The 15,650-nt window shown below is 71.1% G+C and carries 14 protein-coding genes; 4 read left to right on the top strand and 10 right to left on the bottom strand.

Going from position 1 to position 15,650, the window contains the following annotated elements; genetic code table 11:
* Window positions 1-7: 7 nt before the first annotated feature.
* The 7 genes from EIZ45_RS17710 to EIZ45_RS17680 all read right to left on the bottom strand — a co-directional run bounded on the left by EIZ45_RS17710 (window position 8) and on the right by EIZ45_RS17680 (window position 8,838).
* The gene (locus EIZ45_RS17710; protein ID WP_037818842.1) at window positions 8-1,540 is read right to left on the bottom strand and encodes a bifunctional uroporphyrinogen-III C-methyltransferase/uroporphyrinogen-III synthase; all 1,533 of its coding nucleotides are present in this window, start codon (window positions 1,538-1,540) and stop codon (window positions 8-10) included.
* 82 nt (window positions 1,541-1,622) lie between these two features.
* Entirely contained in the window at window positions 1,623-2,570 is a 948-nt protein-coding gene (gene hemC / locus EIZ45_RS17705) for a hydroxymethylbilane synthase (protein ID WP_037818841.1), read from the bottom strand.
* The gene (locus EIZ45_RS17700; RefSeq protein ID WP_134663672.1) at window positions 2,571-3,884 is read right to left on the bottom strand and encodes a glutamyl-tRNA reductase; all 1,314 of its coding nucleotides are present in this window, start codon (window positions 3,882-3,884) and stop codon (window positions 2,571-2,573) included.
* Window positions 3,885-4,673 carry a redox-sensing transcriptional repressor Rex gene (locus EIZ45_RS17695; protein ID WP_134663758.1) on the bottom strand — a complete coding sequence of 263 codons (789 nt, stop codon included), beginning with the start codon at window positions 4,671-4,673 and terminating at the stop codon, window positions 3,885-3,887.
* Between the two features lie 806 nt (window positions 4,674-5,479).
* Window positions 5,480-7,036, bottom strand: coding sequence for a molybdopterin-dependent oxidoreductase (locus tag EIZ45_RS17690; protein ID WP_134663671.1), 1,557 nt, complete (start codon window positions 7,034-7,036; stop codon window positions 5,480-5,482).
* A gap of 58 nt (window positions 7,037-7,094) precedes the next feature.
* Entirely contained in the window at window positions 7,095-7,310 is a 216-nt protein-coding gene (locus EIZ45_RS17685) for a glutaredoxin family protein (RefSeq protein WP_134663757.1), read from the bottom strand.
* Window positions 7,311-7,332: 22 nt separating this feature from the next.
* The gene (locus EIZ45_RS17680) at window positions 7,333-8,838 is read right to left on the bottom strand and encodes an AMP-binding protein (protein WP_134663670.1); all 1,506 of its coding nucleotides are present in this window, start codon (window positions 8,836-8,838) and stop codon (window positions 7,333-7,335) included.
* A 281-nt stretch (window positions 8,839-9,119) separates the two neighbouring features.
* Here EIZ45_RS17680 and EIZ45_RS17675 point away from each other — a divergent pair, with 281 nt between their 5' ends.
* From EIZ45_RS17675 to EIZ45_RS17665, 3 genes are all read left to right on the top strand, one after another.
* The gene (locus EIZ45_RS17675) at window positions 9,120-9,830 is read left to right on the top strand and encodes a sigma-70 family RNA polymerase sigma factor (RefSeq protein ID WP_370318147.1); all 711 of its coding nucleotides are present in this window, start codon (window positions 9,120-9,122) and stop codon (window positions 9,828-9,830) included.
* 97 nt (window positions 9,831-9,927) lie between these two features.
* The gene (locus EIZ45_RS17670; protein ID WP_134663669.1) at window positions 9,928-11,016 is read left to right on the top strand and encodes a DUF5667 domain-containing protein; all 1,089 of its coding nucleotides are present in this window, start codon (window positions 9,928-9,930) and stop codon (window positions 11,014-11,016) included.
* Between the two features lie 302 nt (window positions 11,017-11,318).
* On the top strand, window positions 11,319-12,227 hold the full coding sequence (locus EIZ45_RS17665; protein ID WP_051729659.1) for an HAD family phosphatase: 909 nt from the start codon (window positions 11,319-11,321) through the stop codon (window positions 12,225-12,227).
* Between the two features lie 7 nt (window positions 12,228-12,234).
* On the opposite strand, the gene EIZ45_RS17660 is transcribed toward EIZ45_RS17665, so the two are convergent.
* On the bottom strand, window positions 12,235-12,642 hold the full coding sequence (locus EIZ45_RS17660) for a RidA family protein (RefSeq protein ID WP_134663668.1): 408 nt from the start codon (window positions 12,640-12,642) through the stop codon (window positions 12,235-12,237).
* A 61-nt stretch (window positions 12,643-12,703) separates the two neighbouring features.
* On the opposite strand from EIZ45_RS17660, the gene EIZ45_RS17655 reads away from it, so the two are divergent.
* The gene (locus EIZ45_RS17655) at window positions 12,704-13,315 is read left to right on the top strand and encodes a TetR/AcrR family transcriptional regulator (protein ID WP_134663667.1); all 612 of its coding nucleotides are present in this window, start codon (window positions 12,704-12,706) and stop codon (window positions 13,313-13,315) included.
* A gap of 3 nt (window positions 13,316-13,318) precedes the next feature.
* Here EIZ45_RS17655 and EIZ45_RS17650 read toward each other — a convergent pair whose 3' ends face one another.
* Together EIZ45_RS17650 and EIZ45_RS17645 are read right to left on the bottom strand one after the other, a co-directional pair.
* Window positions 13,319-14,347, bottom strand: coding sequence for a lysophospholipid acyltransferase family protein (locus tag EIZ45_RS17650; protein ID WP_134663666.1), 1,029 nt, complete (start codon window positions 14,345-14,347; stop codon window positions 13,319-13,321).
* Window positions 14,344-15,390, bottom strand: coding sequence for an NAD-dependent epimerase/dehydratase family protein (locus EIZ45_RS17645; RefSeq protein WP_037818830.1), 1,047 nt, complete (start codon window positions 15,388-15,390; stop codon window positions 14,344-14,346). Before EIZ45_RS17645 ends, EIZ45_RS17650 begins: the two co-directional genes overlap by 4 nt.
* Window positions 15,391-15,650 lie beyond the last annotated feature (260 nt).

The raw sequence follows: 15,650 nt of genomic DNA, 5'->3' as shown, positions 1-15,650 counted from the left end.
CGAAACCTCAGCTGCGCCGAGTCCGCTTGGCCTTGCGCGGTGGAGGCAACGCCCCCTCCGCCCGCAGCCGAGCCGCGTGCTCGGCCAGCGCGTCCACCAAATGCGGCACGTCAGCCTTCTCCGGCTGCACATCCACCCGCAGACCGAACTCCACCGCGGTCTCGGCGGTCTTCGGCCCGATGCACGCGACCAGCGTGCGCGTGTGCGGCTTCCCGGCAATCCCGACCAGGTTCCGCACGGTCGACGACGAGGTGAAACAGACCGCGTCGAACCCGCCGGTCTTGATCATCTCGCGGGTCTCGGCTGGCGGCGGCGCGGCCCGGACGGTCCGGTAAGCCGTGACGTCATCGACTTCCCAGCCCCGCTCGACCAGACCGGCCGACAGGATCTCGGTGGCGATGTCCGCGCGCGGCAGCAGGACGCGGTTGACCGGGTCCAGCACGTCGTCGTACGGCGGGAACTCGGCCAGCAGGCCCTCGGACGACTGCTCGCCGGTCGGGACCAGTTCCGGGATGATGCCGAACGAACGCACCTTCGCCGCGGTCGATTCGCCGACGCAGGCGATCTTCACGCCGGAGAACGCGCGCGCGTCGAGACCGAACTCCTCGAACTTCTCCCACACCGCGCGCACCGCGTTGGTGGAGGTGAAGACGATCCACTGGTAGCGGCCGTCGACCAGGCCCTTGACCGAGCGCTCCATCTGCGCCGGGCTGCGGGGCGGCTCGACCGAAATCGTCGGGACCTCGTGCGAGGTCGCGCCGTGGCCGCGCAGCCGCTCGGCCATCTCGCCAGCCTGCTCCTTGGTGCGCGGCACCAGGACCTTCCAGCCGTACAGCGCCCGCGACTCCCACCAGGACAGCTTCGACCGCTGCCCGGCGGCCTGCCCGACCGTCACGACCAGCGGGCCGACCAGCTCGCCCGCGTCGTTCGCGACCGAAGCGAGCGTGGTGTCCAGCGTGCGCTGGGTGTTGATGGTGCCGTTCGCGGTGACCGCGACCGGGGTGGTCGGGGGCAGCCCCTTCTCGGTGAGCTGGCTCGCCGCCTCGGCCAGGTGCGCCGAGGTCGCGTGCAGCACGATCGGGCCGGGGACCGCGGCCAGCGCGCCCCAGTCGACCTCGCCGCGGACGTCCGCCTCGGTGTAGGTGCCGCCGAGCGCGACCCCCGCGTACGCGGGCACCGCGGTGCCCGGCGCGACGCCCGGGATGACGTCGAACACGGCCGAGGTGCGGGCGACGGCCTGGACCTCGGCCACGACGGCCGGGCTGGTCAGCGGGTCGCCGGAGACCAGCCGCAGCGCGAGCCGGCCTGCCTTGGCCTCGGCGGTCAGGTCCTTCGCGACGTCGGACGGTTCGCCGACGGCGGGACGGACCTCGGCGCCGGGGGCGGCGAAGGCGAGCACGCTGGCGGGCACGTCCGGGTCGGTCACCACGACCTCGGCCTTGGCCAGGAGTTCCTGGGCGCGGACGGTGAGCAGCCCGGCGTCCCCGGGGCCCGAGCCCACGAAGGCGACGCGCCCGGCGGTCTTGCGAGCAGGGGTCATCGTTGGTGTTCTTCTCCTCTTGGGCGGCCGGTGCTCCGGCCGCTGGTGTCGGGCAGGTCGTGCGGGTCGGTGACGGCTGGCGTCACAGGGCGGGGCCGAGCAGCGCCCCGGCTCCCAGGTCAAGCAGTTCGGCGGCCAGTTCCCGGCCGAGCTTCTCCGCCTCGCCGATCCCGGCGATCGCGGACGCCCGCACCATGTCGACGCCGCCGTTCTCGCCTTCGACGGCAGCGGTGCCGCGCAGCGAGATGCGTTCCACCACCGCGCCCTCGTCGTCGAGGTCCTCGACGATCTCGGCGAGCGCGCCCACCGGCGCGCTGCACCCGGCTTCGAGCGCGGCGAGCAGAGCCCGTTCGGCCGTCACCGCGACCCGCGTGCTCTCGTCGTCCACCGCGGACGCGAGCAGGTGCTCGATGTCCACGTCGGCGGCCCGGCACTCCAGCGCCAGCGCCCCCTGCGCGGGGGCGGGCAGCATCTGGATCGGGTCGAGGGTTTCGGTGATCTCGTCCACCCGGCCGACCCTGGCCAGTCCGGCACGCGCGAGCACCACGGCATCCAGCTCGCCGTCGGTCACCTTGCGCATGCGGGTATCGATATTGCCTCGGATCGGCACGATTTCCAAACCGAGACCCAGCGCGCGCAGCTGCGCCATCCGCCGGGCCGCGCCGGTGCCGACCTTCGCGCCCGGCGGAAGCTCGCCGAGGGTGAGGCCGTCGCGCGCGATCAGCGCGTCGCGCGGGTCCTCGCGCGGCGGCACCGCGGCCAGCACGAGGCCGTCCTCGGGCGCGGTGGGCAGGTCCTTGTACGAGTGCACGGCGACGTCGATCTCGTTGCGCAGCAACGCTTCCCGCAGCGCCGAGGTGAACACGCCGACCCCGATCTGCGAGATCGGGGCGCTGGAGAGGTCGCCGGGGGTGGTGACGGTGACGATCTCCACCTCCGCCCCGGTGGCGCGGATGGTGTCGGCGACGATGCCGGTCTGCGCGAGGGCGAGCTTGCTGCCCCGCGTGCCGATGCGAATGACTCTGGTCACTTACCGCTTCTTCTCGGATTCCGGCGCTGTCGGGCTCGCCACGGCCGCAGGAGCCTGCGGGTCGAGGCAGAACAGTTCCCGCAACGCGTTGGCGTAGTCGGTGTCGGCCGTCTCGGCGGCCAGCTGCTTGACCCGCACCGTCGGCGCGTGCAGCAGCTTGTCGACCACCCGGCGAACCGTGCGGCCGACCTCTTCGCGAACCTGGCTGTCGAGTTCCGGCAGCCGGTTGTCCAGGCGGAGCAGCTCCGCGTCCACGACCTCGGCCGCGCGCCTGCGCAGCGCGGTGACCGTGGGCGTGACCTCGGCACTGCGCTGTCCGGCGAGGTACTCGCGCACCTCGTCGAGCACGATGCCGTTGGCTTTGGCGGTCTGCCGCTCGGTGGTCGGAGCGCCCGCGTCGCGCATGCGGCGCTGGATCGTCTCCAGGTCGACCACGGTGACGTCGGCGAGTTCGGCGACCGCGGGGTCGACGTCCTTGGGCAGCCCGAGGTCGCAGACGACCAGCCGGCGGCCGGCGCGCGCGGGCACGTGCCCGGCGAGGAAGACCGCGTCCTGCGCCCCGGTGCACGCCACGACGAGATCGGCCAGTTCGACCGCGTCCGCGAGTTCGGTCAGCGGCACCGAACGAGCCGGGATCCCCTCCGCGACGACCTTCTCGGCCAGCCGGGCGGCGTTGGCTTCGGTGCGGTTGGCCACGGTGATCTCGGCGATCCCGGCCTTGCGCAGCTGGGCGGCGGCGAGCGCGCCCATCGAACCGGCCCCGACGATCAGCGCGTGCTTGCCCGCGATGTCCCCCACGGCGGCGAGCGCCTCGGACACGACGGACGCGCCGAGCTGGTCAAGCCCGGTCTCGGAGTGCACGCGCTTGCCGACGCGCAGCGTGGTCTGGATCAGCTCGTGCAGCGTGCGGCCGACCGTGCCGGCGTCGCGCGCGGTCGCGTACGAGGACCGGACCTGGCCGAGGATCTGCGTCTCGCCGACCACCATCGAGTCGAGGCCCGAGGCGACGGAGAACAGATGCTCGACGGCCGCGCCCGCGTAGTGCACGTACAGGCTGTCGTACAGCTCGGCGGGCTCCATCCCGGCCTTGCGAGAGAGCACCTCCGAGACGTCGTTGACACCGCCGTGGAACGTCTCGACCACGGCGTAGACCTCGATGCGGTTGCACGTCGAGACGAGCATGACCTCGCTGATGTGCTCCGCCTGCTGCAGGTCGTGCAGGACCTTGGTCAGCTCGTCCGCGGGGATCGCCGCACGTTCGAGCGTGCCGAGATCCGCACTGCGATGGGAGAGCCCGACCGCCAACACGCTCATTCAGCGCACCACCATTCCGAGACCGCCGTCCGTACCGGCGCCGTTTCGTCCGCTCCCATTGTCGGCGGGCCCGCTGGCTCCGGGTAACCCGGTATTCCCCCGGTTTTCCCCGGCGGATCCCGCGCTGTCGGCGCGCCGAGCCACGTGGAACGAGAGGATCTGCAGCTCGACGGCCAGGTCGACCTTGCGAACCTCGACGTGTGCCGGCACCTGGAGCACTACCGGCGCGAAGTTGAGGATGCACTGGACGCCGCCTGCTACCAGCCTGTCGCACACCGACTGCGCGGCGGTAGGAGGTGTGGCGATGATCCCCACGGAAATCTCCCTTTCGGAGCAAACGCGAGGAATGTCGTCCATGTGGGAGACCGGGAGACCCCCTACGGGGACGCCGATCAGATCGGGGTCGAGGTCGAAGAGCGCTTCGACCGGGAAGCCGCGGCCGGGGAAGCCGCCGTAGTTGGCGAGCGCGTGGCCGAGGTTGCCGATCCCGACCACGGCGACCCGATGCTGCCGGGTGAGGCCGAGGATCCGCTCGATCTGGCTGACGAGCACCTGCACCTCGTAGCCGACGCCGCGGGTGCCGTACGAACCCAGGTAGGAGAGGTCTTTGCGGAGCTTGGCGGAGTTCACGCCCGCCGCGGCGGAGAGTTCCTCGCTGGAGACGGTGGTCGCGCCCTGTTCGGCCAATCCGGAGAGGATCCGCAGGTAGACGGCCAGCCGGGCGACGGCGGCCTCCGGGATCTGCTTCGCACGGACCGCGGTGTCCTCCGCATCGGAGACGGCGGGCATCTCGGCGGTAGGCGCGTTGTCGGCGTCCGGGGCGGGGCGGGAGGTGCGGGCGGCGCGGCGGGTGCGGGGTTTGGCGTCGCTCTCCGCTTCGGCCTGGGTTTCGGTCTGGGCTTCGGCGGCGGCGGCCCGGGTGCTCGCCTGGCTGGCGCGGCCGTTGCCCTCGGCATGCTCGCCAGCGGCTGCCCGGCTAGCACGGCCATTGCCGTTGCTGGACGCGGCCCGGCCATTCCCGGAGACACGCCCGTTGCCCGCCGCGTGCTCGCCGCCGCCAGCGACCTGGTCGTCCCCGTTTTCCGTGCCAGCCGCCGAGTTTCCGTTGCGCGCCAAGCCGTTCTCGCTCACCGCGGCTCGACGGCGACTGCCCGCGGCGTGCCGTCCACCGGACCGGCGCGCGGCAGGCGGGGCGGATTCGGCGGCGTCGGATTCGTCGCGGGGAGGCGTGGCCGGCGGTTCGGCACCGCTGCGCCCGCCCCGCTGTGTCACCACGCTGACTTCTCCTCAATCCGGCTTCGTGCCCGCGCTGTCCCCCACCTGCCTTGACCGGCAGTGGAAAACCAACCCTTGACCCCACGGCTTCCGTCCGGTTCGATGCCGGTCCTCGCGGGGACGGGTTCCTACGGTAGTCCACTTGTGAACGCATGCACAAAGTCACTGGTCATCCGCATGACCAGAAGCACAACCCCGGTCGCTTAAGCGGCGGCGAACGTACGTGAGGGGAACCCTCAGGGAATCAGATTCCCTCTGGGTGGCCCTCACGGACAGCAACCCGCAGCGGGTCGGGTGCCGAAGCCCCGGCTGTTACTTGCTCAGGCGGCGGTGAACGGCACCTTGTGCCATCCAGTCGCACCGTCCGGCACCGGGTCCGCAGGATGGTCGGTCTGCGTGTACCCGGACTGGTCCGTCGCCCGCACCGTCACCGTGTGGCTGCCCGGCGGCACCGGCACCTCGGCCCACCACATCCGCCAGGTGTCCTTGTTGACCTCGGCCGAAAGCGTCGCCGGGACCCACGGGCCCTGGTCCACCCGTACTTCCACCTTCGCGATCCCGACGTGCTGCGCCCACGCCGTCCCCGCGACGCGGACCTTGCCCGAGCGCACCGACGTGCCGTCGCCCGGTGCGTCGATCCGCGATTCGGTTTTGATCGGGGCCTGTTCCGCCCAGCCGCGCTGCAGCCAGTACGCCTGCCGCGCGTCCCAGGTCGTGAACTCCAGGTCAGTGACCCATTTGGTCGCCGAGACGTAGCCGTACAGCCCGGGGATCACGATCCGCGCCGGGAAACCGTGCTCGACCGGCAGCGGCTCGCCGTTCATGCCGATCGCGAGCATCGCGCCGCGCGCCGGGTCGAGCGCGACGTTGGCCGGGGTGCCGCAGGTGAACCCGTCGACGCTGGTCGCATACATCTGCTGCGCGCCCGCCTGCACGCCAGCCGCGTCCAGCAGGTCGACCAGGTCGACGCCGATGAAGTTCGCAGTCGAGATCAGGTCGCCGCCGACCTCGTTGGAGACGCAGGTGAGCGTCACCGTCCGCTCGATCAGCGGCCGGTTCCGGATGTCCGCGTAGGAAAAGCTCACCTCGCGGTCGACCATGCCGTGGATCTTGAGAGTCCAGTCCTCGGCCCGCACCTGCGGCACGACGAACGCGGTGTCGATCCGGTAGAAACTGCCGTTCGGCGTGATGAACGGCGGCGAGCCGAGCTTGTGGAAATCCGCGTCCGGCGGCAGCGGCGGGGCCTTCTTCGCGGCGACCAGCGGACCGATCGACGCGCGCGAACCGGTCGCGCTGCTGGTGGTGGACACGACCTCGCCGACGATCGCCGCCACCCCGGCGCCGGCCGCGATTCCCGCGCCGCGCTGCAGGACCTGGCGACGGCTGAGTCCTTGCCGCGGTTCGGTTTCCGCGGGCAGCGCGCGTTTGTGCAGCCAGCTGAACACCAGCAGCGAAGCGCCCAGCGCCAGCACCGGAGACAGCAATGCGAGCTGTCCGACGTCCGTGCGCTCGAACACCGCGAAGATCCCGAACGCGCCGACCAGGACCACCAGCAACTGGCCGGGCAGCGCACGGCGGCGCGAAAGTTGTCCGGCGAGCACCGCGAACGCCAGCAGCACCACGGCCAGGCCGATCTTGAGCACGGTCTTGTCGGCGGTCCCGATCGTCTGCTCCGCCCACACCACGACGGCGTGCGGGCTGTGCGCGATGACGAAGTCCGCGACCGCGACGAACGGCGACGCGTTGTACCCGACAAATCCGGCAACCAGATGCCCCACGCCCAGCGCGACGGCCAGCGAGACCAGCCCGATGAAGGTCGCGATGCCCAGCGACAGGCGCGGCCGGACGGTCGGCGGGGCTTCTTTCAACGCACTCACCCCACCATCTTCGGCGGGTCCGGGCGGGTCCGGCCCGTTCAAAGCGCTTACGGGTTGCTTACCGCAGTGCCGCGCGCAGCCGTTCTTCCTCGACGCGCCAGTACCCGTGCTCGGCCCCGTCGATCAGGATCACCGGCACCTGGTCCCCGTATTCAGCCCGCCATTCCGGGTCGCTGTCGACGTCCGCGGTCTCCCACGGCACGCCCAGCTCGCCGCAGATCCGCGCGACGTCCGCCTCGGCCACGTCGCACAGGTGACATCCTTCGCGGCTCATCACGGTCACTTTGTGCACAGGATCAGCGTAGCTTCAGCCGGCGCAGCTTCCCGGTCGCCGAATGCGGCAGCGTCTCGGCGAACTCGACGGTGTGCGGCACCTTGTACCCGGCGAGATGCGCGGTGCACTGGTCCACCACCTGCTGCTCCGACAGTGCCGCGCCCTCGGCAGGCACCACGACCGCCTTCACCGCTTCGCCGCTGCGCTCGTCGACCACGCCCACGACGGCCGCCTCAGCCACCCCGGGCAGCTGCGAGATCACTTCCTCGACCTCGTGCGGGAAGACGTTGAAGCCGTTGACGATGATCAAGTCGTTGGCCCGGTCAACCAGGTGCAGGTCGCCGTCGGAATCGAGGTAGCCGACGTCGCCAGTCCGGAACCAGCCCTCGGCGTCCGGGCCGTGCGCACCGTCCGGCCAGTACCCGGAGAACAGGTTCGCCCCGCGCACCGACACCAGCCCGGTGCTGCCGCCTGCCTCGAACACGTCGTCCGGCTCCTCCGGATCGAGCGGCAACTCGTCCGCGGACCCGTCCGACTCCACCAGCCGCAGCTCGATGCCGGGCAGCGGACGTCCGACCGATCCGGGCTTCGGATAGCCGGTGACCAGCGTCGACGTCACCACCGGCGCGCATTCGGTGAGCCCGTAGCCCTCGTACACGTCGACCCCGGCGGCTTCGCGGATCGCCGCGAGCACCTTGGGGTGCAACGGCGCGGCACCGGACGTCAGCCGTTTCACGGTCGCCAGCCCGTGCGCCAGTTCTTCGGGGTCGAGCGCGGCGAATTCGTTGTACATCGCGGGCACGCCGGTGATCGCCGTGACGCCATGCTCAGCGCAGTCCTGGAGCGTCCGCCGGGCTTCGAAGCGTTCGGACAGCACCAGCGTCGCGCCGACCGCCGTGGCCATGAGCAGGCCCGGACCGAGACCGTAGACATGGAAGAGCGGGATCGACACCAGCACCCGGTCGTCGTGCTCGGTCACTCCGTCCACTTGGGACAGCTGATCGAGGTTCGCCAGCAGCGCGCGGTGCGACAGCAGCACTCCGCGCGGCGGACCGGTCGTGCCGGAGGTGTACGAGATGACCGCGATGTCCTCGCCGGAACGGCCGAGGTCGACCGCGTCGCCCGGCTCGTCGCCGCGCGGCGGCAGTCCGGCGATGCCGTCGGGCAATTCGGCGTCGTCGCGCTGCACCACGCGTTTCGCGCCGCAGTGCTCGAGCAGCCGTTCCAGTTCGGGTGCGGGGGCCTGCGGAGAGAGCGGGACGGCGATTCCGCCCGCGCGCAGCACCGCGAACAGGGCGACCGCGAAGTCAGCCGACGTCGGGAGCCGCAGCACCACCGGGTCGCCCGGTGCGACGCCGGAGGACACCAGCCGGCGTGCTTGCGCGTGCGCGGCTTCGTCGAGCTCTCGCCAGGTCAGCGTGGCACCCGTGCCCGTCTCGGTGATCGCCGTGCGATCCGGCCAGCGGCTGGCCGCATTGGCGAGCAGGCCGGCGACGCCGTGGGCGGTGCTGATCCGGTCCACCCCCACCCCTCTCGTTCCGTTGCGGATTCGTCATCTTGTCACCCGTAATGGGGATGCTGCGCGATCGTCGCACCTCTGCCTGACCGGGACACTACCTACTTCGCGGTAACAACACGTATGCTGCACTGCGTCACCGGGTGGCGTTGATCACTACCGGGTGACCCGAGCAAGGGAGTCGTCGTGCCGAAGCCGCCGGTCCACGAGGGTGTGGGACACGCGCCGAGGCACGCCCGCACGCCCTCGGGTACGCGCCCGGCCGCACCAGGGACCGCCGGAGGTGCCGCCCGATGAGCCGTCCGATCACCCTGTCCGCCGCACCGCACCGCGGTCCGGTCTCGATGTTCGCCGACCGCGTGTTCGGCTCGCCCGCGGCCGCCGTGCCGCTGCCCAAGGCCGACACCGAACCGGATCCCGCCGAGGTCGCGAAGGCCGAGGCGTGGGAACTGGTGCGGGCCGCGCAGGCGGGCGAGTCCTCCGCGTTCGGCCAGCTGTACGACCGGTACGTCGACGTCGTCTACCGCTACGCGCTCTTCCGCCTCGGCGACCGCGACCTGGCCGAGGACGTCACCAGCGAGACCTTCCTGCGCGCGCTGCGCCGGATCACGTCGGTCAGCTACCAGGGCCGCGACGTCGGCGCGTGGTTCGTCACCATCGCCCGCAACCTGATCCTCGACCACGTGAAGTCCAGCCGGTTCCGGCTCGAGGTCGTCACCGACGAGGTCGCCGAACCGGGCGGCGTGCCCGGCGGACCGGTCGGCCCGGTCGCCCAGGCCGGACCCGAACAGCAGGCGATCGCGGGCGCGACCAGGGCCGAACTGCTGCGCTGCGTCGCCGAACTGGGCGAGGACCAGCGCGAATGCATCGTGCTGCGGTTCCTCCAGGGACTGTCGGTCGCGGAGACCGCGCAGATCATGGACCGCAACGAGGGCGCGGTGAAGGCACTGCAGCACCGGGCGGTCCGGCGGCTCGCGCAGCTGCTGCCCACCGGCTTGCGTTGATCGTTCAACGAACAGCCGTAACTTTTTCGGCTTCTTAATCGTTTCTCACCCAGACCGGCGGTCAGGGCCGGGCGTTGGGTGGAGACGGAGCAGCACCGTGGGCGTGCCCGGGTGGTTTTCGCGTGGTCGGACCGAGAGCGAACGGTTCGACGACGCGATCGATGCTTCCCCCGGACAGCGGCCGGAAGAATTCGCCGAAGAGCTGGCACTGGTCGGCGCGCTGCGCGAACTGGGCCAGGCAGGCGCCCCCGATCCCGCCACCCGAGCCCGGATCCGCGCCGAGATCGAAGGCCGCATCGGCGAACCGCTCCCCCGCCGCCGGTGGCGGCCGCGAATGGCCGACCTCGCCGCGGCGGGCATCGCGCTGATCCTCGGCCTTGGCGGGCTCACGCTGCTGCTTTCGCGAGATGCCTTGCCCGGAGACGCGCTGTACAGCGTGAAGCGAGCCGGCGAAGTCACGTCGCTCGGCCTGACCTTCGGCGACGAAGCCAAGGCCGAGAAACACCTCAAGTTCGCCGCGAACCGCGTCACCGAACTGGGCCGGATGAGCGACGCCAGCCCGTCGGCGTATCAAACCGCCCTGCACGATTTCAGCAGTGACGTCCGCGCGGGCGTGTCCGAACTCACCGAACTGGCGACGACGAGCGGCAACCGCACACGGCTGACGTCGCTGGAATCGTGGGCGCAGAGCCAGTCGCGGCAACTGGAGTCGGAGCAGGTCGGCGTCCCGGCGTCCGCCCTCGCGGATCTCCAGCAGGCACGCCTCCTGCTCGACCGGGTACAGCAGCGGACTTCCGCGCTGGGCTCGCGGCTGAGCTGCTACCAGATCACCACCGGCACCACGGACGAACTCGGCCTCCTCCCGGCGCGCGGCGCGTGCACCCAGCAACCGCTGTCACCCGGCGGCTCCACGCCGACCAGCCCGCCGCCTGCTGCCGGGACGAGCGTCCCGCCGACGGACTCCCCGCTGCCGGTGCGCTCGGTCTCGTCGCCGACGCTGAGCGACCCGAGCACGCCGACCCCGACGCCGACGTCGCCCGCGATCCCGCACCCGCCGGTCCCGCCGAGCGTCCCGCCGCCGATCACCGCCCCCACCACACCCCGGATCCCGACCCGGCCCGCACCCCCGCCGGTCGTCTCGATCCCGCCGCTGCTCCCCGGACTGCCGCCGATCGTCATCGGCTGACACCAAGGTCAGCGACATGCGTCACCCCGGAACGCAACCCCCTGTGCGTCCCGCCGCCGACCACCCCTCAACACACCCCGGATCCCGACTCGGCCCGCACCCCCGCCGGTCGTCTCGATCCCGCCGCTGCTGCCCGGACTCCCACCGATCGTCATCGGCTGACGCCAAGGTCAGCGACATGCGTCACTCCGGAACGCAACCCCTGTCCGAGGCGCGGGCCACATCTCCAACGGGTGAGTCGCGCGGTCGCTACCCTGTGCTGCAGGACCCGGTCGGCGTCGTCCGCCGGGACGTGCCCGAACCTGGAGGCGGTGTGCGTGTCAGCTTGGCGTGGCAAGGATAAGAGTCAGGAACTGGAGCGGCTCGCCACGCTCGCCGGAGAAGCGTCGGCGGAGGCCGCGTCCTCCTCGGCGCAGCTGGCGACGACGGTTCCGCCCGCGCCGCCGGACCTCACCGCGGGCGCCTTCTTCGACGTGGACAACACGATGATGATGGGCGCGTCGATCTTCTACTTCGCCCGCGGGCTCGCCGCGCGCAAGTTCTTCACCTCGGCCGACCTCGCCGGTTTCGTGTGGGACCAGGTCAAGTTCCGCATCGGCGGGCGCGAGAACAAGGCCGACATCAAGACCCACCGCGAGCGCGCGCTGTCCTTTGTGGCCGGTCGCACGGTCGAGGAGCTCACCACGATGAGCGAGGAGATCTACGACGAGCTGATGGCGGACAAGATCTGGTCCGGCACCCGCGCGCTCGCGCAGATGCACCTCGACGCGGGCCAGCGCGTGTGGCTCGTCACGGCGACCCCGATCGAACTCGCCGCGATCATCTCGCGCCGCCTCGGCCTCACCGGCGCGCTCGGCACGGTCGCGGAAACCAAGGACGGCGTCTACACCGGACGGTTGGTCGGCGACATGCTGCACGGCCGCGCGAAGGCACACGCGGTCCGCGCGCTCGCGTCGCGGGAGGGCCTGAACCTCAAGCGCTGCACGGCTTATTCGGATTCGCAGAACGACGTGCCGATGCTGTCGGTCGTCGGCACCGCGGTCGCGGTCAACCCGGACAGCGGCCTGCGCGACGTCGCCCGCGCCCGCGGCTGGGAAATCCGCGACTTCCGCACCGGCCGCAAAGCCGCCCGCATCGGCGTCCCGTCCGTGCTCGGCGCGGGCGCGGTCGCGGGGGCGGTCGCCGCGGGGATGGCGTACCGCCGCCGCTGAAACCGGATCAGTCCAGCACCGCGGTCGCCTCGACCTCGACCAGCAGGTCCGGTTCGGCCAGGAACGCCACGCCGATCCCGGTCAACGGGGCCTGAATGCTGACGCCCAGCTTCTTCTCCGCCTGCTGCACGCCCTCGACGAACTCGCCCATCTTCTCCGGCGACCACTCGACGAAATACACGGTCAGCCGCGCGACATCCGCGAACGTGGCGCCCACCTCGGCCAGTGCCGCGGCCACGTTCAGGTAAGCCTGCTCGACCTGCGCGGCCAGGTCCCCTTCCCCGACGTGCCCGCCGTCCGCGGTCCGCGCGACCTGCCCGGCGAGGTACACCGTCCGCGAGCCGGTCGCGACGGCCACCTGCCGGTAGAGGCCGACCTGCGGCAGCGAAGCGGGATTGACCAGGGTGACGGCCATGTTTCCTCCTGAAAATCCTCGGCCTTCAAAACATAGCATTGCAATGCTATAGAATGCCGCCATGGCGAGGGCGAAAGATCCGGCAGTGCGCACCTTGCTGCTCGAACGAGCAGCGCAGATGCTCCGCACCCGCGAACCGATCACCCTGCGCTCGCTCGTGACCGGCACCGGAGTGTCGACGATGGCCGTCTACACGCACTTCGACAGCATGGACGGGCTGTGGAAAGCCTTGCGGCAGGAGGGTTTTACCCGGCTGGCGCACCGGATGGCCGAGGTCCGCCAGTCCGCCGATCCGGTACGCGACCACGCCGCGCTGATCTCCGCTTACCTCGGCAACGCATTGGCCCACCCGGACCTGTACCGCGTGATGTTCGACGCCAACTTCGACCTGGAAGACGCCCAAGCCGCCGACGACACCCTCGAGTACCTCGTGCAAGCCGCCGCCCGCGGCCGCGACACGGGCCGGTACCGCGAAGGCCTCGACGCGCTCGAACTCGCCACGCAAAGCTGGGCCATCGCGCACGGTCTGGTCTCGCTGGTCGCGAACGGCCCCCTGCCGCGCGGCACGCTCGACCACGGCGCGGCCTTGCTGACCGCGCTGTTCGTCAGCGTCGGCGACGAACCGCGGCGCTGCGAACGCTCAGTGCACCGGGGCTGGCGTATGCCCGGCTGATGCTCAACCCCGGAAAACGCTGCGGCGCTGGGAAAGCCTGCGGTACAGCGAGTGCTGGATCGACTCGCGGACCTGGTCGGTGAGCGTGAACACCAGCATCGGATCGTCGACCGCTTCCGGGCCGTACTCGTCGGTGCGGATCGGTTCGCCGAACTCGATGGTCCACTTCGTGGGCAGCGGCACCGCGCCGAGCGGGCCCAGCAGCGGGAAGAACGGCGTGACCGGGAAGTACGGCAGCCCGAGAAGCCGGGCCAGCACCTTGAGCTCGCCGATCTTCGGATACGTCTCCTCGGCCCCGACCACCGACACCGGGATGATCGGCACGCCCGCGCGCATCGCCGCGGACACGAACCCGCCGCGGCCGAAGCGCTGCAGCTTGTACCGCGCGGAGAACGGCTTCCCGACGCCCTTGAAGCCTTCCGGCCACACGCCGACCAGCTCGCCGTTGGTCAGCAGGCGTTCGGCGTCGGCGTTGCAGGCGAGCGTCTGCCCGGACTTGCGCGCGAACGACCCGACCAGCGGCAGCTTGAACACCAGGTCCGCGCCGAGGCCGCGCAGATGCCGTCCGCCGGTCTCGTCGTGCACCGCGACCGCGGTCATCAACGCATCGAGCGGCAAGGTGCCGGAGTGGTTGGACACCAGCAGCGCGCCGCCCGCCCTCGGCAGGTTCTCGACACCGAACGTGTCGACCCGGAACCACTTCTCGTACAGCGCGCGCAGCGGCGGCAGCACGAGCGTCTCGGTGAGCTCGGCGTCGAAGCCGAACTCGTCCACCTCGTAGTCGCCGGTGAGCCGGTGGCGCAGGAAGGTGAGCGCGCCGCGCACCGATTCCGACAGCGGATCGGCGGCCGGCTCGCGCACCGGACCGGACGGCTGCGCCGGGAACTCGACGACCGGCGCGTCCACCCGCTCCTCGACCGGAGCCGGGGCCTCGGCCGGCTTCTCCCGGCCGGGTCCATGCAGCAGAATGACCTGTGCCTCAGCACTGTTCACGGGATTCGCCTCGCTTCCGGCCCTCGTCGCGTGGTTCATCGGCGCGCCTGCCCGGTGGCGGCGGCCTCGAGCACCTTGCCCGCCAGCCCGGCCAGCGCGCCGCCGTCGAGCACCGGACGCAGGCCGCGGCCGGCCACGTAGTCGTCGAACGCCTCGCGGGTGGTCCAGCGGGGCGTGTACCCGAATTCCTTCTTGAGCTTCGTGATGTCGACCGCGCGGCCGAAGTTCAGCAGCCGCACCTGGTCGGCGGAGAAATCGACCAGCCGGGCGCCGCGCAGCAGCTTCCCGACCGACGGCACCACGCCGCGCGGCATCGGCAGCCCGACCCGGCCCGCCCGGCGGATCGCCTGCGACAGGGTCAGCACGCCCTCCGACGCGACGTTGAACACGCCCGGACGGTCTTCCAGCGTCGCCATTTCGAGCACTGACAGCGCGTCTGACCCGTGCAGCAGCTGCAGCCGGGAGTCGTAGCCGAAGACGGTCGGCACGACCGGCAGCGAGAAGTACCGGGCCAGCACGGTGTCGACCTCGGGGCCGATGATGTTCGCGAACCGCAGGAGCGTGACGGTCAGGTCCGGGCGGCGGCGGGCGAGGCCGCGCACGTAGCCCTCCATCTCGACCGCGTCCTTCGCGTAGCCGCTGGTCGACGGCGGGATCAGCTCCGAATCCTCGGTGAACACCGCCTGCGAACGCGCGCCCGCGCCGTAGACCGCGGCACTCGACTTCACCACGAGCTTGCGCACCTTCGGCGCGCGCTGGCACGCGGCGAGCAGCCGCATGGTGCCGATGACGTTGACTTCCTTGACCGCGGCGCGCCGGCTCGGCCCGGCCGGATGCGCGGTGCACGAGGTGTGCACGACGGTGTCCACCTCGGCGCTGCTGATCACCTTCGCGATGAGCGGATTGCGGATGTCCGCGCGGACGAACTCGGCGCGGCCCATCCGCTGCTGGACGTCCTTGGACGGCGGGGCGGTGTCGACGCCGATCACCCGCTCGAGATCCGGATGCGCGCCGAGCCTGGCGAGCAGCTTCCCGCCAAGGTCGCCGGCGACTCCGGTGACGAGCACGATGTTCGAGGCCATGGAACTCCCTGATCGGCAGCAGTGTGCAAGACGGAGTGATCACTCGGGGTGCGCGAACCTGCACTCGCTGGAAACATCGCGCTGATGCACCTGCCATGTTACCGGCCCCGGACACCCTGCTGACCAGGTCTTACCTGGTATTTACGAGGGACGTCCGGATTGCGATACGCGCCTCACTCGATCGGGCGTAGGAAGGTCCGAACATGAGTGTGGCCCGTCCAGAGACTGGACGGGCCACGAAACTCTAGCCGCGCGGACGG

Origin of the sequence: Amycolatopsis sp. CFH S0740, assembly GCF_004522315.1 — a bacterium.
In the GTDB taxonomy this organism is placed as follows: Bacteria; Actinomycetota; Actinomycetes; order Mycobacteriales; family Pseudonocardiaceae; genus Amycolatopsis; species Amycolatopsis nivea.
The sequence above is the reverse complement of the archived record's forward strand: the minus strand, read 5'-3'. Positions and strand labels throughout refer to the sequence as shown.

Coding starts and splice junctions, on each gene's coding strand:
- EIZ45_RS17650 (WP_134663666.1), bottom strand. CDS start 14,347: ATGAACCACGCGACGAGGGCCGGAAGCGAGGCGAATCCCGTGAACAGT.
- EIZ45_RS17700 (WP_134663672.1), bottom strand. CDS start 3,884: ATGAGCGTGTTGGCGGTCGGGCTCTCCCATCGCAGTGCGGATCTCGGC.
- EIZ45_RS17710 (WP_037818842.1), bottom strand. CDS start 1,540: ATGACCCCTGCTCGCAAGACCGCCGGGCGCGTCGCCTTCGTGGGCTCG.
- EIZ45_RS17675 (WP_370318147.1), top strand. CDS start 9,120: ATGAGCCGTCCGATCACCCTGTCCGCCGCACCGCACCGCGGTCCGGTC.
- EIZ45_RS17655 (WP_134663667.1), top strand. CDS start 12,704: ATGGCGAGGGCGAAAGATCCGGCAGTGCGCACCTTGCTGCTCGAACGA.
- EIZ45_RS17645 (WP_037818830.1), bottom strand. CDS start 15,390: ATGGCCTCGAACATCGTGCTCGTCACCGGAGTCGCCGGCGACCTTGGC.
- EIZ45_RS17660 (WP_134663668.1), bottom strand. CDS start 12,642: ATGGCCGTCACCCTGGTCAATCCCGCTTCGCTGCCGCAGGTCGGCCTC.
- EIZ45_RS17685 (WP_134663757.1), bottom strand. CDS start 7,310: ATGAGCCGCGAAGGATGTCACCTGTGCGACGTGGCCGAGGCGGACGTC.
- EIZ45_RS17695 (WP_134663758.1), bottom strand. CDS start 4,673: ATGCCCGCCGTCTCCGATGCGGAGGACACCGCGGTCCGTGCGAAGCAG.